The organism is Paracoccus aerius, assembly GCF_014656455.1.
GTDB classification, from domain to species: domain Bacteria; phylum Pseudomonadota; class Alphaproteobacteria; order Rhodobacterales; family Rhodobacteraceae; genus Paracoccus; species Paracoccus aerius.
Genome location: NZ_BNCL01000021.1, coordinates 1 through 26,467, shown reverse-complemented (window position 1 = coordinate 26,467; position 26,467 = coordinate 1). Strand labels below are relative to the sequence as shown.

Below are 26,467 nucleotides of genomic sequence, written 5' to 3'. Positions count from 1 at the left end.
GATGCGCCTTTTGATTATCAATCCGAACCAGACAGCCTCAATGACGGAACAGGCGGCCCGGTCAGCCCGCCGGGTTGCTCTGCAATCCACTGAAATCATACTCAGAACCGGCATTGATGCGCCCCTGAGCATCGAAGGTTTTGCGGATGAGGCAAGGGCTGTCCCGTCGATGCTGGCCCAGATCGGTACCGCCGAGGCCGACGGCGCCCAAGCCACGGTCATCGCCTGCTTCGACGATCCCGGTCTGGACGCCGCACGTGAAGTTGCGGCGGGGCCGGTGATCGGGATCTGCCAGGCTGGGGTGCAGGCCGCCATGACTCTGGCCAAGCGATTTTCAATCATCACCACCCTGCCACGCTCGATCCCCGCCATTGAGGATCTGGTGGACCGCTATGGTGCCAATCGCCACTGCCGCCGGGTCCGCGCTGTTAATCTGCCAGTTCTGTCGCTCGAATCCGACCGCAGTCATGCCTATGCCATGCTTCTGGCCGAGATTGCCAAAGCTCGCGATGAGGATGGGGCCGAGGCAGTCGTCCTTGGCTGCGCAGGCATGTCGGACCTTGCAGATCGCCTGTCCGAGGAAACTGGCGTAACAGTAATCGATGGCGTCATCGTCGCTGTCAAGCTGGCAGAGGCCCTAGTCGGCGCGGGGCTGAAAACCGCTAAAGTCAACTCCTACGCCTTCCCGCGCATCAAGGCGGAATCAACTGCGAAGATACCGCAGGCTCTATCCGATTTGGCCACTGCCAACCCTCTGGGCAATCCCAACACATTTTTTGCAGAGCCGCAAACAGAAGAAGCAAAATCCTAATGTTGCCTTTATTGTCTACAATTTAGTTGACAGCAAGATGACCTGACGTACACTTTCGGATGACAACAGCGCCATCGCCAAGGATGGCGGCGATGGGCGAAGACCCGTTGCGCGATAAGGGAGGGCCATCCGGCCATGCTGGTATTCGTCGTCAAGAAACTGCTGAATGCGGCGCTCGTAATGCTTGCGGTGTCGTTCCTGGCCTTCCTGATCTTCCAGTTGGCCGGCGATCCGGTGGACATGATGTCCAGCGAACAATCAACCCAGGCAGACCGTGACCTACTGCGTGAACGGCTGGGGCTGAACGATAATTTCCTGGTCCAGTACGTCCGCTTTGTTGCTAATGCCGCTCAGGGAAATTTCGGCATCTCGTATCGCAACGGACAGGAGGTCCTCGGCCTGATCGCCGATCGCTTTCCCGCCACAATGGAACTGGTGTTGGTGGCCACTGTACTGTCGCTGCTGATCGGCCTGCCGCTGGGCATCCTGACAGCCATCAAGCGCGGCACCTGGTATTCCGAGATCCTGCAGTTTGCTTCGATCATCGGGGTGTCGTTGCCCAGTTTCGTGGTGGGCATTCTGTTGATCCTGGTCTTTTCCGTCACCCTGGGCATCCTGCCGGCCTTTGGTCGCGGAGAGGTAGTGGAGCTGGGATGGTGGTCCACGGGCTTCCTGACCAAGTCTGGACTAATGGCACTGATCCTGCCGTCAATCTCGCTGTCCCTGTACCAAGTGACCCTGATCATGCGACTGGTGCGGGCCGAAATGCTCGAGGTTATGCGGTCGGATTATGTGAAATTCGCCCGTGCCCGCGGCATCCCGCGCCACCGCATCTACTTCCGCCACGCGCTGCGCAACTGCCTGATGCCCGTCGTGACCTTGACAGCAATGAACATCGGCACGCTGATCGCCTTCGCCCTGATCACTGAAACGGTGTTCCAGTGGCCAGGCATGGGGATGCTGTTCATCCAGGCGGTAACCTTCATCGATATCCCGGTGATGGCGGCCTATCTGTGCATCGTCGCCCTGATCTTCGTCTTTCTCAACACCATGGTCGACATCACCTATGCAGTGATCGACCCCCGTCTGCGCGACGCGAAATAAGGGGTATCCATCCATGGCCGACCTGAATGCACTTCCCGTCCGGCCTTCGCGGCTGGCCCGTGCGCGCGGCAGCGACCTGTGGTGGTCCTTCAGCCGATCGCCCTCCGCCCGGATCGCCCTGGTGGTCCTGCTGGTTCTGGTGGTCTCGGCCTTCCTGGCCCCGCTGATCGCGCCGCAGAACCCCTATGACCCGGCGCAGCTGGACATGTGGAAATCCGAACTGCCGCCGATCTGGCTGGAGGGTGGCGAATGGCCGTATCTGCTGGGCACGGACACCCAGGGGCGCGACATGCTGTCGGTCATGCTCTACGGGACGCGCACCTCAGTCATGATCGGCATCGCCTCGGTCACGTTCTCGCTGCTGATCGGGCTTAGCATGGGGTTGGTGGCGGGCTATTTCGGCGGTATCGTTGACAACATCCTGATGCGCATCGGCGACGTGGTCCTGTCGATCCCGACGATCCTGATCGCCATCCTGGTCTCGGCCGTCGTGCGCCAGATGCTGCCTCCCGACCTGCGCGAGGTCGGCGCCTCGGCCGTGCTGGTGCTGGCGATCACGATTTCCGGCTGGGTGCAATATGCCCGGACCGTGCGCGCCCAGACCATCGTGGAAAAGGGCAAGGAATACGTGATGGCGGCCAAGCTTCTGAAGGTGCCGGCCCGCCGCATCATGGCGCGCCACATCCTGCCCAACACGCTGACGCCCGTGCTGGTTGCCGCCACGCTGAGCTTCGGGATGGCCATCCTGACCGAGGCCACGCTGTCCTTCCTGGGCATCGGCATGCCGCCGGGCCAGCCCTCTCTGGGGACGCTGATCCGGGTCGGCAACCAGTACCTGTTCTCCGGCATGTGGTGGATCGTGATCTTCCCGGTGCTGCAACTGTCACTGCTGGTCGTATCCGTGAACCTGCTGGGCGACTGGCTGCGCGACGCCCTTAACCCGAAGCTGAGATGATCATGACCGACCTGCTTCTGAAGAACGTCCGCCCGCTGGGCGGGCAGGCCACGGACCTGCTGATCCGCGACGGCCTCATCGCCGGGATCGGTTCCGAATTGACCGCCCCGGACGCCACCCCGGCCGAGGACGGCCATGGCGCGATCCTGTGGCCCGGACTGATCGACGCGCATACGCATCTGGACAAGACCACCTGGGGCATGCCCTGGCACGAGAACGACCGAGAGGCCGTCCTGCGCAGCCGCATCGACTTTGAACGTGAAAATCGCTTGACCCTAGACATCGACCCGCACCGTCAGTCGTTGCGCCATGCCATCGGGCTTGTCGCCCATGGCGCCACCCATATCCGCAGCCATGTCGATATCGACACCACCCACGGCCTGCGGATGATGGAGGGCGTTCAGCAGACCCGCGAAAAGCTGGCAGGCATCGTCGACATCCAGATGGTGGCGTTCCCGCAATCGGGCGTGATGGTCATGCCCGGCACCGTCGAGCTGCTAGACGAGGCCCTGTCGAACGGATGCGAAGTCCTGGGCGGCATCGATCCCTGCGGCATCGACCGCGATCCCAAGGGCCAGCTTGATGCGTTGTTCGTCCTGGCCGACCGGCATGGCTGCGACGTGGACATCCACCTGCACGAAGCCGGAGAGCTTGGCGCCTTCACGATGGAGCTGATTTTCGAACGGGTCCGCGTCCACGGGATGCAGGGCCGCTTCGCGATCAGCCATGCCTTCGCGCTTGGCATGAACGACCACGCGCGAGTCGGCCGCCTGATCGACGAGATCGCCGCGCTTGACATCGCGATCCTGACCACGGGCGCGCCTTCGGCGGCCGTGCCCTCGGTCAAGCAGTTGCTTGCGGCGGGCGTGCGGGTCGGGGCGGGCTGCGACGGCATCCGCGATACCTGGGGCCCTTGGGGCCAGCCCGACATGATCGACCGGGCGACCGTGATTGGCATGAAGAACGGCTTCCGGTCGGACCGCGACCTGCGCCTGGCCCTGGAGATCGTCTCGCAGGGCGGCGCGGACGTCATGCGGCTGGACGGTTATGGCGCGGCCATCGGCTGCAAGGCCGACTTCACCCTGCTGGACGGCGAAACCGTCGCCCATGCCGTGGTCAACCGCGCACCCCGGCCGCTGGTGGTCAAGGGCGGTAAGGTCGTTGCCCGGGGTGGGGCCTGCGTGGTGGACATGCCATGACGAACCGCCATTCCATTGCCGACTTGACCCTTGGCGCGCGCCCTGCCGGACGCACCTGCCTGACCGCAGACTGGGTTCTAGCCCATGACGGAAGCGGCCCTATCCTTCTCAAGGGCGGGGAGGTCGTAATCGAAGGCGACCGGGTGATCTTTGCCGGCCACGACTTCGCCGGAGAGGTCGCGCGCCGGATCGACCTGGGCGCGGCGCTGATCTCTCCGGGGTTGATCGATCTGGACGCGCTGTCGGATCTGGACACCACCATCCTGGGCATCGACCATTTCCCGCCTTGGAAGAAGGGCCGCGTTTGGCCACTGTCTTATGTCCAGGCCGGTCCGTACGAGATGTATTCGCCCGAGGAGCTGGCTTTCCAGAAGCGCTTTGCCTTCGGCCAATTGCTGCTGAACGGCATCACCACCGCCGCGCCCATCGCATCGCTTTTCTACCGCGAATGGGGCGAGACTGTGGCCGAATTCGATGCCGCTGCCGAAGCGGCCGGGGATCTGGGCCTGCGCGTCTATCTGTCGCCCGCCTATCGTTCGGGCGGAATGGTCCTTCACGGCCCCGGCGACATGCGCCCCCATTTCGACGAGGAACGCGGCCTGGCCGGGCTGGCCGATGCTGTGGCCTATATCCGCCGCCAGACCGGGCGGCACGGCGGGCTGGTTCAGGGGATGCTGGCCCCCGACCGTGTCGAGACCTCGACGGCGGGGTTGCTGCATGCGACGATGCGGGCCGCAGAGGACTTGGACATCAAAGTCCGCCTGCACATGGCCCAGGGCGCGATGGAGGTCCAGACGGTCCGCGCCCTGCACGGCACCACGGCCCCCGCCTGGATGGCCCGTGAGGGGCTGCTGTCCCACCGGCTGATCGCCGCGCACGGAACCCATGCGACGGATGAGGATCTGGCCCTTTACGCCCGCCACGGGGTGTCGGTCGTGCATTGCCCGCTGGTGTCGGGTCGCGGGGGCAGCAGCCTGAACAGCTTCTCGCGCCTGCGGGACATGGGCATCACGATCGCGATGGGGACCGATACCGCGCCCGCGGACATGCTGATGAACCTGCTGGTGGGGCTGATCACCTGCCGCATGAATGACGGCGGCCCCGACCGTATCGCCTGCCGCGACCTGTTCGATGCGGCGACCTTGGGCGGCGCCAGGGCGCTTGGCCGCGACGACCTGGGGGTGATCCGCGCAGGGGCCAAGGCGGACATCGCCGTCTTCCGCCTGGACGATCCGGTCATGGCCCCGACCGTCGATCCGATCGCCGCCCTGGTAGTCGGGGGGTCGGGGAAAGTCACCGACGCGGTCTTCGTCGACGGGCGGCTGTCAATGCGGGCGGGTCAAGTCGCGGGCATCGACATGGCCCGGGCCCGCGTGCAGGCGCAGCAGCAATACGACCGCCTTGTGGCGCAATACCCGGCCCGGACCTGGGACCATCCCCCGGTCGAGGAGATCTTTCCCCCCAGCTATCCCGTGAAGGAAAGCCAGAATGCTTGATGCCACGCCGTCCTGCTTGGAAGTCCGAAACCTGGTCGTGGAGTTTCCCGGCCGACACGGCACCGTCACCGCGCTGAACGACATCACCCTGGACATCCGCCCCGGCGAGATCCTGGGGGTCGTCGGCGAAAGCGGTGCGGGCAAGTCGATGACAGGGGCCGCGATCCTGGGCCTTCTGGAACGCCCCGGACGCATCGCCGGCGGAGAGATAAGTCTGGCGGGCCGACGCATCGATGGCTTGGGCGACCGCGCAATGGAAAAGGTGCGCGGCCGCGAGATCGGCGCGATTTTCCAGGATCCGCTGACCTCGCTGAACCCGCTGTTCACGGTCGGGGCGCAACTGTCGGAAACGATCCGCCAGCATATCCCCGGCACCAGCCGCGCCCAGGCCCGCGCGCGCGCGGTCGAGTTGCTGCAGGAAGTGGGCATCCCTGCCCCGCAGGAACGCGTGGATCATTTCCCGCACCAGTTTTCGGGCGGCATGCGGCAGCGCGTGGTGATCGCCCTGGCCCTGGCCGCGCGGCCCAAGCTGATCATCGCCGACGAACCCACCACGGCCCTGGACGTGTCGATTCAGGCACAGATCACGGGGCTTCTACGCAAGCTGTGCAAGGAACACGACACGGCGGTGATGCTGGTCACCCACGACATGGGCGTGATCGCCGAAACGGCCGACCGGGTCGCAGTGATGTATGCCGGCCGCCTTATCGAGATCGGCCCGGTTGAGGACGTGCTGAAATCGCCTGCCCATCCCTATACCCGCGGGCTGATGGCCTCGATCCCGGCGCTTGGGGCGCGCGTCCGGACGCTGCACCAGATCGACGGCGCGATGCCGCGGCTGAACGCGATCCCGGCCGGCTGCGCCTTCAATCCCCGCTGCACCCTGGCCGGACCCCGCTGTCGCCGCAACCGTCCCGATCTTATTCCCACCCGGTCGGGCCAGGCCGCCTGCTGGCTTTACGAAGGAGGTGTCGAATGACCGCCACGCAGACCGCAGCGCTGCGGGTTGAGAAGCTGGACCGTGTGTTCGACGTGTCGGCCCCGTTCCTCAGCCGCCTCCTCTACCGTCAGGAACGGCGCTACCTGCATGCCGTGAACGATGTCAGCTTCAGCGTGCCCAGCGGAGGCTGCCTGAGCCTGGTCGGTGAATCCGGCTGCGGCAAATCCACGGTGGCGCGACTGGTGACGGGCATCTATCCGCCCAGCTCCGGCCAGATCCGTTTTGCGCCGGGCAGGTCGGGACAGCCATTGTCGGCGCAGATGATCTTTCAGGATCCCTACGCCTCGCTGAACCCCCGCTGGCGGGTCAAGACCATCATCGCCGAACCGCTGCGGGAACTGAAGCTGCGCGACACCGAGGCCCTGGTCGCGGAACGCGTGGCCGAGCTACTGGGCATCGTCGGCCTGAATGTAGCGGACGGCGACAAGTTTCCGCATGAATTCTCGGGCGGGCAGCGGCAGCGCATCTCGATCGCGCGGGCGCTTGCGTCGGAACCCGAATTCCTGGTTTGCGACGAACCGACCAGTGCGCTTGACGTGTCGGTGCAGGCGCAGATCCTGAACCTGATGCGGCGGCTGCAGGACGAACTGGGGCTGACCTATCTCTTCATCAGCCACGACCTGTCCGTGGTGCGCCACATGTCCGACCAGATCGCGGTCATGTATCTGGGTCGCATCGTCGAGCATGCCGAGACAGAGGTCCTGTTCGCCGATCCAAAGCACCCGTACACCCGGCTGCTGCTGGAAACGATCCCGGACGTGAACAGCCCGCATCGCGACCGCAAGATCGTCGCGGGCGAAGTGCCCAGCCCGCTGTCCCCGCCCTCGGGCTGCACCTTCCACCCGCGCTGCCCACTGGCGCAGGACCGCTGCAAGACCGAACGCCCGAATCTGGAAACCAAGCCCGACGGCGCTCGCGTGGCCTGCCATTTCGCCTGACGCCCCCCAACCAGAAAACAAAGCCAACAGGAGATGTCGATGAACCTATTCACCACGATCGCGGCGGCCCTTGCCCTTTCGGTCAGCGCTGCGGCCGTCCATGCCGAAAACACGCTGAAATGGGGCTCTCGGGCGGATATCTACTCGCTGGATCCGAACTCGATCCCTTCGACTGCGAACCTGGCCTTCCTGAACCACATCTACGAAGGCCTCGTGCGCTATGATCCAACCTTCGGGCTAGAGCCTGCGCTTGCGACCGAATGGGAACTAGTCGAGGGGCCGGCCTGGCGCTTCAAGCTGCGCGAAGGGGTCAAGTTCCATGACGGCGCGGACATGACCGCAGACGACGTGGTGGCATCGTTCCAGCGTGCGGCCGACCCGGCCTCTCCGCTGAAAGGCAACATGCCGCTGTTCAAGGACATCAAGAAGATCGACGACATGACGGTCGAGATCGGCGTGACCACGCCGTCGTCGCTGTTTCTGAACGACATCACCAACATCTTCGTCTTCGACCAGGGCTGGCTGCAAGCCAACAACACCGAAAAGCCGACCGACTTCGGCGCGGGCGTCGAAGGGTTTGCGACGAACAACACGAACGGAACCGGGCCCTTCAAGCTGGAAAGCCGTGCGCCCGACAGCAAGACCGTGCTTCTAGTCAACGACGGCTGGTGGGACGACCGCAAGCACAACATCGACCGCCTGGAATTCGTGCCGATCACGTCCGCCGCGACCCGCATCGCCGCCCTTCTGTCGGGCGAGGTGGACCTGATCGACAGCGCGCCCATGCAGGATCTGGAACGGCTAAAAGCCGACCCTTCAATCAACGTGCAGACGCTGACTGAACTGCGCACCGTTTTCGTGGCGATGAACCGCCGCGAGACGCTGCCGGACGGGCGCCCCAATCCCTTCAACGACATCAAGGTGCGCCAGGCCATCGAGGCGCTGATCGACCGCGACCTCATCAACCAGCGGGTCATGCGAGGCCTAGCCCGGCCGTCGGGGTCGCTGATCGCCCCCGAGGTAGCCGGCTATTCCGAGGCGCTTGACACCTTCGAGCCCGCCAACCCCGAAAAAGCGGCGGGACTGCTGAAAGAGGCTGGAGCGGAATCGCTGCGCGTCACCTATACCTGCATGAACGACGAGAGCATCAACGAGGAAGACTGGTGCCAGGGCATTGCCAACATGCTTGCCCGCGCCGGCCTGCAGGTCGATATCGACATGGGACCGCGCTCGGTCCAGTCGCCCAAGCGGTCGCAGGGCAATACCGAGATGTTCAACCTCAGCTGGGCCAACGAGCCGACGCTGGACGCCTTCTCGTTGCTGTCGCAGGTTCTGTCGACGAAGGAGGGCGCATACGGCGTGGCCAACTATGGCGGCTGGTCGGTGCCCGAGCTGGATGCCCTAGTCAAGCAGGCAGCCGAGGCCGTCGATCCGGCCGAGCGCCTGAAGCTTGAGGAACAGGCCCTTCGCATCGCCAAGGAACAGGTCCTGCTGATCCCGTTGCACCAGCAGCCGATTGCCTGGGCCAGCCGCGACCGTGTCGAGAACATTGACCTGCGGGCGGACAACAAGCCGCGCCACTGGTTCACCACCGTCGCCCAGTAAGGCGCGCCGGAACCTGCAGCAAGACGGCGCCTGCCACCGGGCGCCGTCCCTCACCTTAGCGACAGGCCAGACCATGACCGCCATCGTCTTCCGGCACGCGACCGTCATCCCCGTAGATACGCAGCGCCGCATCATCGAGGATGGGGCGGTGCGCGTGCTGGATGACCGGATCGACCAGGTTGGTCCCGACGCAGAGGTCCTTGCCCAGCCCGGCGACCGCATCATCGACTGCCGGGGCAAGCTAATTATTCCCGGGCTGGTCGACGCCCATGGCCATGCAGGCCATTGCCTCATCCGCAGCATCGCGTCCGACGTCAATCCGCAATGGATGAAGATCGTCACGCCGATCTACTACCATGCGACCACGCGCGAATTCTGGTATGCCGACGGCCTAGTCTCCGGCTTGGAACGGCTGCGCGCGGGGGTGACAACCGGCGTGAGCATTATCTCATCCATGCCGCGGAGTGACGATCCAGTATTCGCGGTCAACCACGCCCGCGCCTATTCCGAGATCGGGCTCCGCGAAGTCATTTGCATCGGCCCTGCCGGCCTGCCGTGGCCACGCGAGGTGACCCGCTGGGAAACAGGGGAACCAAAGCGCCGCAGTGTTACCTTTGCCGAGATGATGGAAGGGGCCGAGGCCGCGATCCAGATGTTGGACGGCAGCGACGATGGCCGCATCCGCGTCTACCTGACGCCCTTCACCATCGTCCCCTCGATCGAGACCTCGAACATCTCGACCCCCGACCAAGCCATTGCGCTGACGCCGGACGACCGCATGCATGCCCGCATCGTGCGGGAACTGGCGCGGAAGCACCGCGTCCGATTGCATTCCGATGCCTTCGCCGGTCATATCCGTCTGGCTTGGCAGGATAAGGAAAACGCCCTTCTGGGTCCCGATATCCATCTGCAACATTGCTGGGGCATCTCTCCGGCCGAGATCGAGATCCTGGCCGAGACCGGCACGCACGTGACCCACGCACCTCCCGGTCGTTCTACTCCGGTGATCGAGATGATGGCGCGCGGCATCAACGTCGCACTTACCACCGATGGTACCGCCCCCAGTCGGTATTTCGACATGCTTCAGACCGCACGCCTATTCCAGTCTGTCCAGCACGTCTTGCGGAATCACGACCGCTTCTTCTTTCCCCCGGGCAAGGTGCTGGAGATGATCACCATCGACGCGGCCCGCGCTCTAGGGATGGAGGACCAGATTGGATCGCTGGAATCCGGAAAAAAAGCGGATCTGGTTATTGTAGACATGAACCGGCCGCACCTCACGCCTCAGTGGATGCCCGTTCATCGGCTAATTCACCAAGCCACCGGCGCTGATGTCGATTTGGTGATGGTCGATGGGAATATTCTGCTGGAAGGAGGACGGGTGACAACCACGGACGAGGGCGAGGCCCTCCGTAGAGCTGAACAAGAAGCGATCAAACTGGTGCAACGTTCTGGAGCCAGTCGTTACATGCATGATCCAGGTTGGGGTCAGCTTTACAGAACTTTTAAGGAATAAGCTGCTGTACCTCCTCAATGGCCCGCCTTGCTGCCTCGGGGGTAGAGGAACAAAGACCCAAGGCGCCTAGGACGCCAGCACTCAAGCCACCCGCAGCCATTGCGGAGGTTCCTATTCCTACCGTCGCCACCTGAAGGATCATGGGCGTCTCCGGCCTGTTTCTGTCTCTGGATCGTGGACGATTAGCATGTGATGTGTAATCGATTCGTATCGCAGTTGGCGTGGGGCTTCTTGTGCTGCCCGGATCGGCGGCATAATTTCCCCGGGCAGGGAGGAGAAACGCAGTCCCATGGCAGTGAATGCAGAAAGCCGGATCGTCGACGGCGTGGTCGAGGCCATTCTTGAACGGCGCCTGCGCCCCGGCACCAAGCTGAGCGAGCCGGAGCTGTGCGAGATCTATGATTGCGGCCGGACCGATGTGCGTCGCGCGCTTGTCATCCTCGCGACCCGAAAGACGGTCGAGCTGCGGCCCAACCGGGGTGCCTTCGTGCGCGTGCCAAGCCAGCCCGAGGCCCACAACGTCTTCCAGGCCCGCCGCGCCATCGAGAAGACCCTGGCACGAAACGCGGCGCAGCACGCGACAGGGGCCGACCTTGCGGAACTGGACCATGTCGTGGGGGCCGAGATCCTGGCACGCAAGAACGGGGACCGCGCCAAGGCCATCCGCCTGTCAGGCGAGTTTCACATGGTCCTGGCCAAGATCGGGCAGAACGACGTCCTGGCCGAGTTCCTGCATGAACTGATCATCCGCAGTTCCCTCATCATCGGCCTGTTTGCAGGTTCAAGCCATGTTCTTTGCCAAGATAAGGAGCATGGCGAGATCGCCTCCGCCATCCAAAGCGGCGACGGGACAAGGGCCGGCGACCTGCTGGAAGCGCATCTGCGCCATATCGAGGCCCAACTGGTCTTTGATGCGGCGGCCGAGGCAAGCGACCTGCGCCAGACCCTCGGCAGGTAAAGAAGGAGACATCTTTGGCCTCCGTTAGGCTCCAGACACATTGTGTTGCTTCAAGCCTTCCGCGCTCCTTATGGGGTTTTCAACGGCCTGTTCTGGTTTGGTAGCAAAGATTGACCTTGGGATCTTGTTAATAAAATAATTTAACCAATAATACCAGCGGCATGAACCATCGACTCTGAAGGTGGTTTTCTTTGCGGCCGACCTCTGATTCACTCCCTTGCAAGGCGGAGGAGGATCAGGATGGCAGTGGGCATCACACGCACGGACCTTTCAGCATCGGATCTGCGGCGAGAGGCGGCTCGCGTGAAGGACGCGCGAGCGACGCGCCGGATGCTTGCGCTGGCGCATGTGCTTGACGGGCGAAGCCGGACGGAAGCGGCACAGAGCTGCGGTATGGATCGGCAGACGCTGCGTGACTGGGTTCACCGTTACAATGCCGAAGGGCTGGCCGGCCTGGTTGACCGGCCGCTTCCCGGGCGGCCCCCGCGGCTCAGCGCCGAGCAGATGCGCGACCTCGCCGTGATCGTCGAGACGGGGCCGGACCCGGAAACGGATGGGGTCGTGCGTTGGCGTCGGATTGACCTCTGCGACGTGGTTGAGCAGCGGTTTGGCATTCGCGTGGCGGAGAGGACCATGAGCGCGATCCTTCACCGGCTCAGCTTTGCACCGTCTCTCAGTCCGGCCGCGCCATCCGCAGGCCGATGGCGAAGCACAAGCGGTATATAAAAAACTTTGCCGAACTGGCGCGCGCGGCCTTGCCTGACGAAGCGCAAGGAAAGCCCTTGGAGATCTGGTTCCAGATGCTATGAGGCCGGGCTTCGCGGATAGTGACGGGGTCCCTCATGCCCATGGAGCTGATCATGCGACCCATCGACAATACAGCTGATACGACTGTCTATGTTGCGCTCGAACTCAGTCGGGCGATCTGGCTTGTCGCCGTGCGCCTGCCTGGCGTCGAGAAACTCGTGTTTCATCGCCTGGAGGCGGGCGACACGGCAAGGCTGCTCGGCTTTGTTGCGGCGCATTGCACACGCACGGAAGCCAGCCTTGGCGCATCCGTCGCGGTCGCCTCCTGCTTTGAGGCGGGGCCGGACGGCTTCTGGCTGCATCGGCTTCTGGTCGCGAACGGTATCGACAACGTCATCGTGGAGCCCACCAGCATCCTCATCAGCCGCAGATCGCGACGCGCAAAGACGGACCGGCTTGATGCGCAAGGATTGCTGCGAGTGCTGATGGCCCGCCATCGGGGCGACCACCAGATCTGCAGCGTCCTGCGTGTTCCCACTCCCGAGGAGGAAGACGCCAAGCGTCCGCATCGGGAGCGCGAGCGTCTCGTGCAAGAGCGCGTCCGGATCGAGAACCGCATAGAGGCCCTTCTGCTTACCCAGGGCATTCGCAAGCGCCCCTCCCTGCGTTATTGGGACGCCGGGATGGACGCTTTGCGGACAGCGGACGGTCGCGCCATGCCGCCGCTTCTTCGTGCGGAGATTGACAGGTTGAAGCGCCGGCTCACGCTGACCATGGAGTTGATCCGGGAGATCGAGGGAGAGCGGTCAACAATGCTGGCAACGCCCCCCTCCGATGACGCCTCTTGCAAGGTCGCAGCGCTGTCGCGCATCCGAGGCGTGGGCGACACCTTCGCAGCTGTGCTCACGCGTGAGGTCTTCTATCGCCATTTCGACAACCGCCGGCAGCTTGCGAGCTATGTCGGCATTGCACCGATACCACATCAGAGCGGGGCCATGGATCGGGACCATGGGATCGGACGAGCAGGGAACGCTCGAGCGCGGACAACGCTGATACAACTCGCCTGGCTCTGGCTGCGCTACCAGCCGGACAGCGGGCTGGCCGCCTGGTTCCGTGAGCGTGTCGGCGCCTTGGCCGGACGCAGCCGACGCATCGCAATCGTCGCCATGGCGCGCAAACTGCTTGTCACATTGTGGCGCTACGTCGAGACGGGTGTGCTGCCAGCGGGTATGAAGCTCAAGGCGTAAGAGGATCGACACCGCCGGGACACCGGCTGGCGTCGAGAAGGGAGCGCGACCGTTTTCGTCATTGGCGGCCGTTCAGACCGCCGAGTTCCAGGTTGGTCGCGTCTCGCCGGGGAAGGCCTCGTGAATGAGGCATCGTGGTACGGGTCAAGACCCGACTGTATGTAAGGTGATGCAGCCGCGGCTGCGAAAGCGATCGACCCCGGACCTTTATCGACAGGAACAAAGCTCCCCTTAACGGATCGAAGGAAACGAAAATGACGGCTTGACTGCTGAACCCTCATGTGAGGACGAGGCCAGGGTGGGTCAACAGGGAACATTGACACGCGTGTGGGCAAGAAAGGGCACACGCCCGCGGGCGCCAAAAGACTGCCGCTACGCCTGGGCCTACATCTTCGGGGCGGTCTGCCCGGCCCGCAGGATCGGTGCGGCACTCGTCATGCCCTACGCGAACACGGAGGCGATGAACGCCCACCTGGCCGAAATCAGCGGGCAGGTATCGCCCGGTGCACACGCGCTCCTTGTTCTCGATGGTGCTGGCTGGCACAGCTCCACAGACCTCATCATCCCGCCCAACATCAGCCTGCTGCCGCTGCCACCTTACAGTCCGGAACTGAACCTGGTCGAGAACCTCTGGCAGTTCCTCCGTCAGAACACCCTCGCGAACCGGGTCTTCGACAGCTACGAAGCCATCGTCGACGTCTGCTGCGATGCCTGGAACACGCTCCTCGCAATGCCGGAACGCGTCGCTTCAATCACCTCACGCGATTGGGCGCAGGTCAGTGGATAATGCCGTTGGTATAAGAAGCGCTCTTCTCGTTCCGGAGCCCGGCGCACGCTGAACGTTCCTAGAACAGTGCAGGTCGCAACGCATGGGTCAGCACCGCGCCGCTTTCGTAATAGACTTCCTTGGCCCGCACCAACCGCTCGCGATGGGTGCGGACGGGCGCGACCGGCAATACGCTCTCGTCCGCTTCCAGAAGGGCGATGGCCGCCTGCGTCCCGAAAACCGTGCCCGGCGAGATACCCCGACCCGAATAGCCGAAGGATGCATAGGCGTTGGGGCCCAGGGCGACGATCTTCGGGATGTGGTCCGCCGTCATGGCGATGCGCCCGCACCAGTCGTGCTCGAACGGGAGGTCGGCCAGTTGCGGATAAACGCGCGAAAGGGCCCGCCGCGCCCAAGCGGCGTGTATCGGGCGGCCCGGGCCGTCCAGATCGCCCACCGCGCCCACGATCATCCTGCCCGCCTCGTCGATGCGGAAAGACGACATGACGACAGCAGTGTCCCAGCATCCCTCGCCACCAGGCAGGATGCTTTCGCGCAGTCTTGCAGGCATGGGGGCCGTGGCAAACTGGAAGTAGCTGACGGCGACGAACTCGGGCCGAAAGCCCATCTCGATCCCGTCGAAATAGGCGTTGGTCGCCAGCAACAGGGCCCGCGCGCGAACCGTGAAGCCGTTCGCTTCGATGATCCATTTATCCCCCAACTGCCGGATGCGCGTCACTTTCGTTTGATCATGAAGCCGCGCACCGGCTTCATGCGCGGCGGCCGCGAGACCGCGCGCATAGGAAAGCGGCTGGATCGTGCCCGCGCGGGGATCGAACAGCGATCCGTAGAAGGCCAGGCTTCCAGTGCGCCGCGCGGTCTCTTTGGCATCAAGACATTCAACCGGCCAACCCATCGCCGCCCCTTGGCGATGCCTTTCCTGAAGGTTCCTGACCCCGGCTGCCGAATGAGCCAGGTGCAACGTCCCGTTGCGGGTGGCTTCGCAGTCGATCCCCGCGTCCTCGATGATGCGCCAGACGCGCGAGGGACCTTCGGCCAAGGCAGCCATCAGCTTATGGCCGGCCGCATTGCCCATTATTCCGATCACCTCCTGGGGCGGGATCCACAGGCCGGCATTGACCAGCCCGACGTTTCGTCCCGATCCCCCGTGGCCGACGGTCCTGGCCTCAAGAACGGCCACGCTCGCCCCGCGGCGTGCCGCCTCGAGCGCGGCGGAGTTTCCGGTGAACCCGCCCCCGATCACCACGAGATCCACCGACTTGTCTTCCGGCAAGGGCTGGGCCACCTGCGAAACCGTGGTCGACACGCGCCAAAGATTGCCTTTGCTTTTCATCTTCCATCCAGAACCAAGAATGCTGCGATGGCATCGCGCGAATGCGCGGGGCATGGCAGCCGGACCACCCTATCCGCAGGCCGCGCCGTGCAGAAACAATGATTTCTCACGGAACATGAAGGAAAAGTCACATGATCGCACCGCGCCGCTTCCTGCCGTCGATCCAGTCGCTTTTGGCGATCGAGGCGGTGGACCGGCTGGGTTCGGTCGTCGCCGCGGCTGAAGACCTGGCGTTGACGCATTCGGCAGTCAGCCGGCAGTTGAAAATCCTGCAGGACCAAATTGGGGTCGAACTGTTCCGCCGCAGCGGAAAGGGACTTACACTGACGCCAAGCGGGATCGACTACGCCCATGCCGCGAGGGACTGCCTTCGTGATCTGGCGCGTGCCAGCCTCAAGCTCCGTGCGGCGGGGTCGCGGGTCAGCCTGAACATCGCGATCCGCCCCGCCTTCGGAATGCACTGGCTCGCGCCGCGACTGCAGGCTTTCGCGCGGCGCCATCCCGAAGTCACGGTCAATCTCTCGACCCGGCTGGCGCCCTTCGACTTGGCGCGCGAAGGCATCGACGCCGCAGTTCATTTTGGTGGTCGAGACTGGACGGGGGTAAATTATCTGCCTCTTGCAGGCGAGCGGGTGATCCCTTGCTGCCATCCGGACTTGGCTCCGGATGAAGAGAATTCCACCTCTCTGCTCTCCAAGCCCCTTCTGCATCTGGAAAGTCGGCCGGGGGCTTGGGAGGAATGGTTCGACCGACAGGGCACCCGTGCGGTCCGTCTACGCGGAATGCTGTTCGACCAATTTACGAACATGGCCGATGCTGCCGCGCTTGGCTTCGGTATCGCGCTTCTGCCCGACTATCTCGCCGAACGACAGTTCGCCGAGGGACGTCTGGTGCGCGCTTGGCCCAGCTATACCGAAACGAAAGGGTGTTACTATCTCGTATGGAGCGACCAAGGAAAACTTGGTCCCGCCCTGACGCTGCTCTTGTCTTTCCTGCGGGACAGCATGGAGGATTGTCATTGCCCTGACCTTGTTTGAAGCAACAAAGGGCTTCTTCGAGCGGTGGATATCAGCCTGCGTCAGCTGGTCCCTCTAACCCCCTATTCATCGCCTCGATCTTCTCGATCATGATCTCCATGGGAACTGACTTGGTAGGACGCATCGGAACCTCCAACTTCGCCAGCATCGGGGCCTTTGTGCCGTTCATCGTCCTGATGATCCTGATCCTGCTCTGCATGGCGCGGCTGCCCTTCCTTGTTCGTTCTGTGTCTGGACACATGCAAATGATGGGCTTGGCGGCTGTTGGCCTCATAGCGGGAAGGAGTGTAGGGTCTTATATGGGAGGCGATAAAAACGCGGCCTCAGCGGTGAAGACCATGGCTCAAGCGGCCGAGCAAACCTATGAAGGTAAAACCACGATCAGTCGCAATACGATGGCGTTTGTAGCGCATCCGGCGGTCTCTCAAGCGACAACAGGTGTGGCTGAGTCCATAAACCGAATGCAAGACATGGCACGCGCGTTGGCCAAGAAATGACCCCCGTAAGCGAGCAGTCGATTATGATGAATGGTGTTGCCCGGAGCATGTCACGATGACCACGGGCGCCAGCTTTAGGCCTCGACGGCCGACGATCGCGTGCCCTACCGGCAGTCAGCAAAGCTCTGACAGACCAGACAGCGCAGAAGTTTAGCAGCACTGGCCTTGACTGCCTGAACCAGAAGTCTTCGCGCCGCTGCAGCGACCGCCGGTAGGAGACAGGCAGTGCCCTTTGCGCAGCCTTGCGACGCAAAGGGCCATTCGATGGCCAGCCGGTACAGGGTTCACTTCACTCAGCCGTCCCAGAGGGTTCTGCAGGTCCTGCGGCCTCTCGCGACACCTGGGTGTCCAGATCCGCCGCCGGGCTGCGATCCTTGGCCTCGCCCGGAGCGGCGCGGTCTTGGGGCGCGGGCTCCCTGTCTGCCGCTGCACCGACCGGTCCAGCCTCTGATGCAGCCCTTGCCTTGCGTCCTCGCGCGGCCTTTGGCGCCTCGCCGCCCTCTGCGGCCGCCGCCTTTGGTTTGCGGCCCTTGCCCGATGCTGATGCCGCTGCCGGGGTTTCGGCTGCGGCCTTGGAAGGACGGCCGCGTTTTGCCTTCGGCGCCTCGGACTCGTCCCCTGCTGCAGCCTTTGGCTTGCGGCCTCGGGTCCTGGCCGGCTCCTCCGTGGCAGCATCCGCAGTCGGACCGGCTGTCGGGTCCTGGCTTGCCTGTGCGGCCTTTCTGGCTTTTGTCGTTGCAGCCTTCGGCTTTGGCTTGCGGCCCCTCGCGGCCGTGTCGGCCGAGGCGGATGCCCGGGCCGCGTCTTCCGTGTCGATCTCGCGTTCCGCCTGCTGCCAATGCTGCGCGTCCCGGCCATTGGGACGACCCTCCATCTCCCAGAGAGAATGCGCGCGTTCCTCGATCCGCCGTGTGCGGTCTTCCATCATGATGTCTCCTCGTGTGTGCGATCAACAACGGGTGGGCGTGGGATCAGGTTTCGGATCAGGACAGGTTCAGGTCGGCTGACCTTGGAGGTGGCTTGCCCCCGCCAGCTTGCCAACACTGTCTGCAGCCATCCTCCGACTGCCAAGGGCAATTGCAAGGGGTTGCCTGTGCTGCAGCCGTGCTCAGGATGTTTCGGGCAACCCAGGTTCTGATGGCCTCTTCAGCGCAGCCTTGTCCTGCAGTTCCCTGGCCAGCCGGGCTTCCCGAAGCCTTTGGACCTTTTCCGCCCCCGCCGCCCGAACAGCGTTGATCTCCTCGAACGCGCGATCACGGGCGGAGGGTGGAGCCTGCAGTTTGCCAAAGACAAGCTCGGCCTTCAGACGTGCGTCACTGCGGTTCTCGGTCATTTCTGGTCTCCCTTATGGCCTTGCTGAGCTGCCGATCATGAACAAAGGCCACGCAACATGCCTGGCCTTGCCCGGCGGTGTATCCTCACCAGAAGCAATGGGGTGGTGAAGAAGGACGGCACCCCCCGCTCACCCTGCTTGCAGATTTCCGGCCGACATCTTGCCAGAGCGTTTGTCACGCTCCAGGTCATAGGACACCTTCTGGCCGTCGACCAACTCGGCCAAGCCCGAGTGCTGGACCGCCGAGATATGCACGAAGACATCTTGCCCGCCCTCGTCGGGCTGGATGAAGCCAAACCCTTTGGTGGCGTTGAACCATTTGACGGTACCTCTGGCCATGATGAACCCTTTCGGAAGAAACCTGTTGAACGCTGAGGCAGATGGCAGCGGAAGAGGTTTAGCAGTTATGCCAGCCGGATAATTGGATGAGGCATGCGCATTCCCTTGAGCGCATATCCCAAAGTTAGAGCGAACCATCAGATCGCGAAATCGTCCAGCGACTTTCCGGCTTCCAAAGCTTCGGCAATCCATCCGGGCTTTCGGCCGCGACCGCTCCAGGTGAGCTCAGAGTTTTCCGGATGGCGGTATTTCGGCTCGGCCTTTTGCTTGGCAGGCTGAGCGGCCAGCATGTCTTCGAGCGAGGCGAAGCCCGCGGCCTTGGCGATCTCGGTCGCCTTCTGGATGGCGTCCTTTTTCCGACGGTTCTCGAAATCGGCAATGGCTGCGGCTGATTTCTTGTTGATCTCTTTCAGCTGCTCGAGTGACAGTTCGTTGTAATTGATGTCCATGACGATCTCCTCATTTGCCTGTCGCAATACAGAAACCACTCCTGACAGGAAAGCCTCTCATCTGGAAAGCGTGTTTGATCTTCAAGGAAAAATCGGATCACTCGCTAGCCAAGTCTATCCAGGCTGGAGCATGATCGCTGGCTTTCGGCCGAGCTCGCATATCCCGATCAACTCCCGCGTCCTTGAGTCTTGCTGCCAAATCGGGAGAGAGCAGCAGGTGATCGAGCCGCAATCCGGCATTCCGCTCCCAGGCTTGTCGCAGATAATCCCAGAAGGTGTAAACGGGCTCGTCGGGATGGATGGTCGCAATGGCATCACACCAGCCCTGTTTCAGAAGGGACGCATAGGCCTTTCGGACCTCTGGCAAAAACAGGGCGTCATCGCGCCAGGGGTCTGGATTGTAGACATCGCACTCGGCCGGAATGATGTTGTAATCGCCTGCCAGGATCACCGGGACGTCCAGAGCAAGCAGCTGTTTTGAATGGGCGCTGAACTGCTTTAGCCATGTGAGCTTGTATTCCCATTTCGGACCCGGTGCGGGATTGCCATTGGGAGCATAAAGGCAGCCCACCAGGATGCCATTCACCGCCGCCTCGATATAGCGGCTTTGCGACGGATCGGGTTCTTTGGGCAGTCCCCTTCGGATCACGACTGGCTCACCGACACGCGATAGGATCGCCACGCCGTTCCACCGGCTCTGGCCGTGCCAGACGGAAGCGTAGCCGGCCTTGGCCAGCTGCCGCTCCGGGAACTTCGCCTGCGGGGCCTTCAACTCCTGCAGGCAGACGATGTCGGGCTGTGTCTCAGCCAGCCAGGCGAGCAGCGTCTCAAGCCGGCTATTGATGCCGTTGATGTTGTAAGTGGCGATCCGCATGGCCCTGCCCTTCCTCTCCCATCAGGTGCTCTGGCTTTGAGCCTCGTTACAGGCGCCGCCCGTAGCAGGGAGCGGAACGTCATTTGCCGGAAGATTGTGTCGCACTTGCACCTGCGACCGTCGGCACTTGCCGACGCCTTAATCTCGTCTTTAAATAAGCCTATCCCACGCGCGCCCTGACCTTGGCATAAATCGCATTCAGGTGGCAAAACCGGCCGACACTGGCTACCCCTATCCCAGATATTCACATGAGAATGAAAGAACGATGAAGCCCATGACCAAGACCGAGTTGCTTGCCACTCTGGCCGAAAAGTCTGGCGTTGAGAAAAAGGATGTCTCTTCTGTCCTTGATGCGCTCTCCGAAGTTGCGACCTCGATTGTGGCCGAGGGTGGCGCCCTCACCCTTCCTGGCTTGGGCAAGCTCGCCTGTCGGGATCGTCCCGAACGACAGGTCCGCAATCCGTCAACAGGCGAGGCGATGACAAAGCCTGCCGATCGCGTAGTAAAGTTTACGGTGGCCAAGGCTCTGAAGGACAGCGTCAACTCTTAATCGCCGCCGACATGGCTTGCTCCCGCATGCCGTGGGGGCAAGGCGAAAAGGACAACGGGTCCATTCGGCCCCGTGCCGCGCAACCCAAGATGATTGCCGATCGCATTGATGATTATCAACGGGTGTTATGGGGCAGCTTACGTCAAAGCAACAACAAAGGGAGCGATTGAGCCCCCCTTGCTCTTTCCTTTGAGAGAACGGCTGAGCGGATAGCTACAGCGCTTCCTCGCCACTAACGCTCTCAAGAGACTTTCCGTGCGTTTCAGGACCGAACATGACGGCGAGCGCCATCACGACATACATCACTGCGATCATCGCGAACATCGCGGCGACACCGCCGCTTTCAAACAGATAACCGGCAAGCAGCGGGAAAATAGAGGCTGAGAGGAAGCCGACAGTGACCGCGCATCCTGTACCGAAGCCACGTACGCGGGTCGGGTAGAGCTCGGGCGCCCACATCCAGGCGGTGGTGTTCAGCAGGATGAACATCACCTGCAGGAGGCCCCCGAAGAACAGGATCGGCCCAAACGTCTCAGAGTAGCCGAAGGCTAAGGCTATAAAGATCGCCAAGACTGATCCGAAGCCCAGCACGGCCCGACGCTTGACACGATAACCAAAGTAGCTAGCCATAAGTGCCCCCACAAGGCCACCAATGTTGATGATGGTTGTGTAGAGCAAAGAGGATTGCAGGTCATAGCCGCGCGACACGAGCACCGTGGGCATGAACACGAGGATCGTCAGCTGGGCACCGAACGTCATGGCGATGACCGTCCAGACAACGGCCGTCCGGCGGAACAGCTCACCCTGGAAGATCGCGCTGAAAGGAACTTTCTGCGACACGAGCCGCTCAGTTGCACCGGCCTTGATGAATTCCTTGACCACCATGCCGCGGGGCTTGCGCAGCCGGTTCAACGAAAGCCGTGTCAGAACCGAATTTGCCTCATCCACATTACCCTCTGCCAGCAGGAACCGAGGGGATTCCGGAAGGAAGATGCGGTAGACGAAGATGGCAAGCGCAGGAACGGCCATAATGCCCAAGACCCACCGCCAAGCAACTTCCGGTCCGCCAAAGACCGGTTCGAGCGGCCCAAGCATCAATGTGACAAGAGCGGGTGCGATCAGCAGTCCCAGCCCGCCTGCCGCGACATTGACGACGCCTAGGGCAGCACCTCGGATACGGGTCGGCATAACTTCGGAAATCAGTGTCAACGCGGTGCTGAGCTCACCGCCGAGGCCAATTCCGCACATGAACCGCGCGATGAGAAGAACTTCAACAGAGCCAGAAAGACCCGCGACAAGCGAGCCAACAGTGAAAAGAGCGAGGTTATAAGTATAGGTGAACTTCCGGCCATAACGGTCGTTCGTGTAGCCTGCCAAGACTGACCCGATTGCCATGCCGAAAAAGGTCAAGGTCGACAGCAGCCCGATTTGGAGTGCGGAAATGCCCCAAAGGTCTGCAAGGCGTGGTGCAACCAAGCCGATATTGGCCTGCGTCATCGCATCCAGCAGAGCGCCGAACGATACAAGCAGCAACAGCCAGATATGGGCACTTCTGACCGGCATCGCATCAAGGGCGCGGGTCAGCTGCCCTTCCAGGCTTTGGGCGCTGGCGCCCCTTTCAATATGGGTATGCTGCATTCCTGTCTCCCTGTTCTGATCCCGGTGGTCGGCGATCAAATACTTGGCTGTGTTTTGTCGTTGAAAACCTTGGTTGCGAGCGGCGACCGGTCGCGAGCCAGATGGACACCCCGGCGCGAACTGACCAGCTGGCCATCATCGACTACGACCTCTCCGCGCAGGAGGACGGTCGTAGGCCAGCCTTGGACCTCGAGCCCCTCATAGGGGGTGTAGTCGCAACCGTCCTGCAAATCATCATGGGTGATCCGACGCTGGACCGCAGGATCCCAGATCGAGAGATCAGCATCCGCACCAATCGTGATCGAGCCTTTGCGCGGGTAAAGGCCATAGGTCTTTGCGTGATTGGTGGAACTGAGCGCAACGAAGCGCGAGATGTCGATCCGTCCCTTCATGACCCCTTCCGAGAACAGGATGGGCAGGCGCATCGCGATGCCGGGAATTCCGTTTGGAATATGGCGGAAGCTCGTTTTTCCCGGTGGGTTCAGCTTGCCCTTGTCATCGTTGAAGCGGAACGGACAATGGTCCGAGGAGTAGATGTCAAAGACCCCCTGCTCCAGGCCCTCCCAGCATGCTTCTTGCGAGGCCTTGTCACGCGGTGGGGGCGAACAGACATATCTCGCACCCTCCCAGTTGTCGCGATCAAGGTCATCGGCGGTCAGCATCAGGTATTGCGGACAGGTTTCGCCTATGACCTTCTGGCCGCGCTCGCGGGCGCGGCGGATCTCATCCATCGCCTCTCGGTTAGAGACGTGAACAATAACGATTGGCACGTCGACAACTTGCGCCAGACTCAGCGCACGGTGCGCCGCCTCACGTTCTACAAGGGTTGGTCGAGTCGTCGCATGGGCCTTGGGCGCGACATCGCCTGCCATCTCATGACGGCCGATCAGATACCGGATCGCATCTTCGTTTTCACAATGGACCATCACCAAGGCTCCCGAACGCCTAGCGCAATCCATGGTCTCGAGGATCTCGTCATCGCGCAGCCGCAGCCCTTCGTAGGTCATGAAGACCTTGAAAGACGTGTAGCCATCTTCAACCAGCGCAGGGAGTTCCTGACCCAGAAGCTGCGGCGTGATTTCAGAGATAATAAGGTGAAAGCTGACATCGGTATGGCAGCGACCTTCGGCAAGCGCATGATATTCCGCCAACACCTCGCGTAGCGGGCGGCCTTTTTCCTGCAGGCAGAACGGCATGACTGTTGTGTTGCCGCCGATCAGAGCGGACCGGGTGCCACTTTCGAAATCGTCGCACATCTCGATGCCCGGAGGCTGGGGCTGCGACAGGTGGACATGACTGTCGATCCCCCCTGGCAGGACATACTTGCCAGTGGCATCGATCATCTGCCGCGCCTCTGTCATTTCACCGCCGATCTGGACGATTGCGCCGTCGCGAAGGCCGATGTCGGCGATGAAGACGTCCGAGGCCGTGGCAATTGTTCCGTTGCGAATGATAATGTCGAACATGAGTCAGGCTCGCTTGAGATGAGGCTTGAGGTGGACCGTGAAGGGCTCGGTTTCGGCCCACTCGCAGTCGTTCGGCGTGCCTGCCCTGTTGGTCACGACACAAAACCGTCCGGGGTCTGAGACGGTCTGCATCGGCACATGCCATATGGCCGGCCGGTACTGAATGGCAGTGTGACCCGGCACGATCAGGGCGCGCAGATCCTGAAGATCGGGGCGATCCCCTGCATCACTCCGACACATGACGATCAGATAGTCCCCGTCATCAAGCGGGATGAAGGCCTGCGCCGACGTAGGGTGACGTTCCATCCTGAAAGTCGCGGCCGCCGGATCGGCAGGCTGGACGCTGATGATTTCGATGACCAGCCGGGCATTCTCGCGCGGATCGCGGCTGCAGGCCGTGTCACCCTGCTGCGCAAGCAGATCGCAATAACCAGAGCAGCGTTCGACGGAGAGAGGCTCGGCAACGAGGTCATACGCCATTTTGGCCATCTCGTTGGTTCCAGGCATGCGCGATTTCCTCGCGCGTGCCAAACCAAACGCCTTCCTTTGCCTTGGCATAGTCGAAGAAGCGGCTCAGGGCGCGGATGCGGCCCGGCCTGCCAATCATGCGGGGGTGCAGGCCGATCGACATCATGCGCGGACCCTGTTCTGCCTCGGCCAGAAGCACGTCCAAGCTCTCGCAAAGATAGCGATAGAAGTCATCGGCCGTTATAAAGCCTGGCGCGATCCAGAACCTCAGATCGTTGATGTCGCACGAATAGGGCAAGACAAGCTGTGAGATGCCGTTGACGTCGACCCGGTATGGGACATCGTCGTTGTAGGCGTCGCTGTCATAAAGAAAGCCGCCATGCTCCACGAGCAGTTCGCGGGTGTGGACGCTTGCTCCATAGCGGCAGTACCAGCCGACAGGAGGCTTGCCGCATGTCCGGGTAAAGGAGTCGAGCGCCAGCCTGATATGTTTGCGTTCCTGATCCCGGGTAAGGCGAAAGACCTCTTCCCAACGGTACCCGTGGCTGCAGACTTCGTGACCGGTGCGCACAACCTCGGCCGCAACCTCGGGGTTCTGTTCGAACGCGACGGCGCAAGCGAAGAAGGTTGACCTGATCCCGGCTTGGTTCAGGGCATCCAATACCCGCCAGACACCGACCCGAGAGCCGTATTCATACATGGATTCCATTGCGAGATTGCGGATGTCTCTCGGAAAGGGATAGGCGCCCCACTCCGTCATCGGCTCCTGGTCTGGATCATCCATCGCGAAGGATCTTTCTGACCCCTCTTCATAGTTGACGACGACATTTACAGCGAGCTTTGAGCCGTTTGGCCAACGACCTGTGGGGCGCTGTCTGCCGTATCCAACAAAGTCGCGCGCAGGTTTGTTCATGAAGAGCCCTTAGCAATGCGTGCAAGATTGCATGCACTTTAGGAGCTAGGTTTTTTATCTGGCAAGTATTATTTCCACACAAAAAGACTGAAGTTGCGGGTTCAACGACAGATCAAGAACACTGCGTTGCGCTGTCGTCTTTTTGTATTAACGGATTAGAAGAAATCAGTTGGGAAGAGCGTAGACGTCGGTCGCACGCTCACGATCCTCCCGCAGGTCCAGACTGCCTACAATATGGTCAAAGTGCTGAGCCATAACCTTGATGGCTGCCTGCGCGTCTTTCGCTTCGATGGCATCTACAATCTGCGAATGCTCGGAAGTCAGGCACAGCGAGTTCGTTTCCACCTCATAAACCGACTGAATGAGGACACAGCGCCGGACAAGGCCGATCAGCAGCTTCTCGAGAATTGGGTTTTTCGTCATCTGAGCTAGAAGATCGTGGAATTCACCCGCGAGGCGGTTCGCGTCGCGGCGCTGTTCGCTGAAGGCCCGCTGCTCGGCGAGGATGTGCTCGCGCAGGACGTCGAGGTCGCCTTTTGTCGCCCGCTCGCAGATGAGGGACAGGCCGGCATATTCGAGATGCCGCCGGGTTTCGAATACGTGCCGGGCTTCTTCGGCCGACGGCCGGCTGAGAAAGGCGCCTTTGTTCAGTTCGAAGGTGACGATCTCTTCATCCTTCAGGCGTTCAAGCACACGCCTCGCTCGTGAGCGCGGGACATCATAGGCCGCCGCCAGCTTCACCTCATTGAGCCGCTGACCGGGGCGTAGGTGCTTCTCCATGATCAGCGCGATGATGCGATCATAGATGATGTCCTCGACAGGGAATTTGCCTCTCCGTGGACTGATAGATCCTTCTGACGGGCTGCTTTCATTTCTCGACATGGTATCGGCTTCGTGTAGCTCTGCTTTCAGGGTCAGCGACACTTAGCGGGTTTCCCCGGTCTCATGCCATGTGATTTTACGGCGGAGCCGTTGGTTCCTTGAGGCCACCTGCTCCAAGTCATTCGACGACGGACAATTTCCACCACACTCGCGACACGCACGAGGGCACTCAATCTCTTGCTCAACTGGCGCACCGGAAAAGCTGAGCTGGCTTGATGGCAGAAAAATTCAGGCGATACGGTGTGAACCGCCCCGGGTTTACCGGAGAGTTTGTGGTTCAATGATTAGGCTGCTTTTTCGGCTGCGTTCAAGCTTGCGTAGAAGG

The 26,467-nt window shown here is 62.0% G+C and carries 25 protein-coding genes and 2 pseudogenes; 16 read left to right on the top strand and 11 right to left on the bottom strand.

The window, feature by feature from the left end:
* Position 1 precedes the first annotated feature (1 nt).
* The 13 genes and pseudogenes from IE224_RS17565 to IE224_RS17505 all read left to right on the top strand — a co-directional run.
* Positions 2-811: an aspartate/glutamate racemase family protein gene (locus IE224_RS17565; RefSeq protein WP_191312337.1), complete on the top strand. Its 810-nt coding sequence runs from the start codon at positions 2-4 to the stop codon at positions 809-811.
* A 135-nt stretch (positions 812-946) separates the two neighbouring features.
* A complete protein-coding gene (locus IE224_RS17560) occupies positions 947-1,915 on the top strand; it encodes an ABC transporter permease (protein WP_191312335.1) in 969 nt (322 codons plus the stop codon).
* Between the two features lie 13 nt (positions 1,916-1,928).
* Positions 1,929-2,870 (top strand): ABC transporter permease, encoded by a 942-nt coding sequence (locus tag IE224_RS17555; RefSeq protein ID WP_191312333.1) that lies wholly within the window; start codon positions 1,929-1,931, stop codon positions 2,868-2,870.
* Between the two features lie 2 nt (positions 2,871-2,872).
* Positions 2,873-4,069 carry an amidohydrolase family protein gene (locus IE224_RS17550; RefSeq protein ID WP_191312330.1) on the top strand — a complete coding sequence of 399 codons (1,197 nt, stop codon included), beginning with the start codon at positions 2,873-2,875 and terminating at the stop codon, positions 4,067-4,069.
* Positions 4,066-5,565 carry an amidohydrolase family protein gene (locus tag IE224_RS17545; protein ID WP_191312328.1) on the top strand — a complete coding sequence of 500 codons (1,500 nt, stop codon included), beginning with the start codon at positions 4,066-4,068 and terminating at the stop codon, positions 5,563-5,565. The genes IE224_RS17550 and IE224_RS17545 overlap by 4 nt, the downstream gene beginning before the upstream one ends.
* On the top strand, positions 5,558-6,544 hold the full coding sequence (locus tag IE224_RS17540) for an ABC transporter ATP-binding protein (protein WP_191312326.1): 987 nt from the start codon (positions 5,558-5,560) through the stop codon (positions 6,542-6,544). The genes IE224_RS17545 and IE224_RS17540 overlap by 8 nt, the downstream gene beginning before the upstream one ends.
* Positions 6,541-7,503, top strand: coding sequence for an ABC transporter ATP-binding protein (locus tag IE224_RS17535; RefSeq protein ID WP_191312324.1), 963 nt, complete (start codon positions 6,541-6,543; stop codon positions 7,501-7,503). Before IE224_RS17540 ends, IE224_RS17535 begins: the two co-directional genes overlap by 4 nt.
* A 39-nt stretch (positions 7,504-7,542) precedes the next feature.
* Positions 7,543-9,108: an ABC transporter substrate-binding protein gene (locus IE224_RS17530; RefSeq protein ID WP_202380251.1), complete on the top strand. Its 1,566-nt coding sequence runs from the start codon at positions 7,543-7,545 to the stop codon at positions 9,106-9,108.
* A 73-nt stretch (positions 9,109-9,181) separates the two neighbouring features.
* The gene (locus tag IE224_RS17525; RefSeq protein ID WP_191312320.1) at positions 9,182-10,624 is read left to right on the top strand and encodes an amidohydrolase family protein; all 1,443 of its coding nucleotides are present in this window, start codon (positions 9,182-9,184) and stop codon (positions 10,622-10,624) included.
* Between the two features lie 289 nt (positions 10,625-10,913).
* Positions 10,914-11,582: a GntR family transcriptional regulator gene (locus IE224_RS17520; protein ID WP_191312318.1), complete on the top strand. Its 669-nt coding sequence runs from the start codon at positions 10,914-10,916 to the stop codon at positions 11,580-11,582.
* Positions 11,583-11,822: 240 nt separating this feature from the next.
* Positions 11,823-12,382, top strand: a pseudogene (locus IE224_RS17515) (IS630 family transposase); the annotation flags it as partial.
* 60 nt (positions 12,383-12,442) lie between these two features.
* Positions 12,443-13,576 (top strand): IS110 family RNA-guided transposase, encoded by a 1,134-nt coding sequence (locus IE224_RS17510; RefSeq protein ID WP_191312370.1) that lies wholly within the window; start codon positions 12,443-12,445, stop codon positions 13,574-13,576.
* Positions 13,577-13,859: 283 nt separating this feature from the next.
* Positions 13,860-14,363 (top strand): annotated as a pseudogene (locus tag IE224_RS17505) (IS630 family transposase); the annotation flags it as partial.
* A gap of 58 nt (positions 14,364-14,421) precedes the next feature.
* Here IE224_RS17505 and IE224_RS17500 read toward each other — a convergent pair.
* Positions 14,422-15,696, bottom strand: a complete 1,275-nt coding sequence (locus tag IE224_RS17500; RefSeq protein WP_191312312.1) for an NAD(P)/FAD-dependent oxidoreductase — start codon at positions 15,694-15,696, stop codon at positions 14,422-14,424.
* A gap of 131 nt (positions 15,697-15,827) precedes the next feature.
* Here IE224_RS17500 and IE224_RS17495 point away from each other — a divergent pair, with 131 nt between their 5' ends.
* Together IE224_RS17495 and IE224_RS17490 are read left to right on the top strand one after the other, a co-directional pair.
* Positions 15,828-16,733 carry a LysR family transcriptional regulator gene (locus IE224_RS17495; RefSeq protein ID WP_191312310.1) on the top strand — a complete coding sequence of 302 codons (906 nt, stop codon included), beginning with the start codon at positions 15,828-15,830 and terminating at the stop codon, positions 16,731-16,733.
* A gap of 98 nt (positions 16,734-16,831) precedes the next feature.
* Positions 16,832-17,230 (top strand): hypothetical protein, encoded by a 399-nt coding sequence (locus tag IE224_RS17490; RefSeq protein WP_191312307.1) that lies wholly within the window; start codon positions 16,832-16,834, stop codon positions 17,228-17,230.
* A 289-nt stretch (positions 17,231-17,519) separates the two neighbouring features.
* On the opposite strand, the gene IE224_RS17485 is transcribed toward IE224_RS17490, so the two are convergent.
* The 5 genes from IE224_RS17485 to xth all read right to left on the bottom strand — a co-directional run bounded on the left by IE224_RS17485 (position 17,520) and on the right by xth (position 20,225).
* Positions 17,520-18,158 carry a DUF2934 domain-containing protein gene (locus IE224_RS17485; RefSeq protein ID WP_191312306.1) on the bottom strand — a complete coding sequence of 213 codons (639 nt, stop codon included), beginning with the start codon at positions 18,156-18,158 and terminating at the stop codon, positions 17,520-17,522.
* Positions 18,159-18,338: 180 nt separating this feature from the next.
* Entirely contained in the window at positions 18,339-18,563 is a 225-nt protein-coding gene (locus IE224_RS17480) for a hypothetical protein (protein WP_191312304.1), read from the bottom strand.
* Between the two features lie 129 nt (positions 18,564-18,692).
* Complete coding sequence (locus tag IE224_RS17475; RefSeq protein ID WP_191312302.1) at positions 18,693-18,902, bottom strand: cold-shock protein; 210 nt, start codon at positions 18,900-18,902, stop codon at positions 18,693-18,695.
* 137 nt (positions 18,903-19,039) lie between these two features.
* Complete coding sequence (locus IE224_RS17470) at positions 19,040-19,351, bottom strand: H-NS histone family protein (protein WP_191312301.1); 312 nt, start codon at positions 19,349-19,351, stop codon at positions 19,040-19,042.
* Positions 19,352-19,448: 97 nt separating this feature from the next.
* Positions 19,449-20,225, bottom strand: a complete 777-nt coding sequence (gene xth, locus IE224_RS17465; protein WP_191312299.1) for an exodeoxyribonuclease III — start codon at positions 20,223-20,225, stop codon at positions 19,449-19,451.
* A 265-nt stretch (positions 20,226-20,490) separates the two neighbouring features.
* On the opposite strand from xth, the gene IE224_RS17460 reads away from it, so the two are divergent.
* Positions 20,491-20,775 (top strand): HU family DNA-binding protein, encoded by a 285-nt coding sequence (locus tag IE224_RS17460; protein WP_229849435.1) that lies wholly within the window; start codon positions 20,491-20,493, stop codon positions 20,773-20,775.
* Between the two features lie 213 nt (positions 20,776-20,988).
* Here IE224_RS17460 and IE224_RS17455 read toward each other — a convergent pair whose 3' ends face one another.
* From IE224_RS17455 to IE224_RS17435, 5 genes are all read right to left on the bottom strand, one after another.
* Positions 20,989-22,413: an MFS transporter gene (locus IE224_RS17455; RefSeq protein WP_191312295.1), complete on the bottom strand. Its 1,425-nt coding sequence runs from the start codon at positions 22,411-22,413 to the stop codon at positions 20,989-20,991.
* Between the two features lie 35 nt (positions 22,414-22,448).
* Complete coding sequence (gene hydA / locus IE224_RS17450; RefSeq protein WP_191312293.1) at positions 22,449-23,879, bottom strand: dihydropyrimidinase; 1,431 nt, start codon at positions 23,877-23,879, stop codon at positions 22,449-22,451.
* A 3-nt stretch (positions 23,880-23,882) separates the two neighbouring features.
* A complete protein-coding gene (locus tag IE224_RS17445) occupies positions 23,883-24,386 on the bottom strand; it encodes an ureidoglycolate lyase (protein ID WP_191312291.1) in 504 nt (167 codons plus the stop codon).
* Positions 24,349-25,260 carry an allantoinase PuuE gene (locus tag IE224_RS17440; protein ID WP_191312289.1) on the bottom strand — a complete coding sequence of 304 codons (912 nt, stop codon included), beginning with the start codon at positions 25,258-25,260 and terminating at the stop codon, positions 24,349-24,351. Before IE224_RS17440 ends, IE224_RS17445 begins: the two co-directional genes overlap by 38 nt.
* A gap of 165 nt (positions 25,261-25,425) precedes the next feature.
* Positions 25,426-26,184, bottom strand: coding sequence for a GntR family transcriptional regulator (locus IE224_RS17435; protein WP_191312287.1), 759 nt, complete (start codon positions 26,182-26,184; stop codon positions 25,426-25,428).
* Positions 26,185-26,467: the final 283 nt, after the last annotated feature.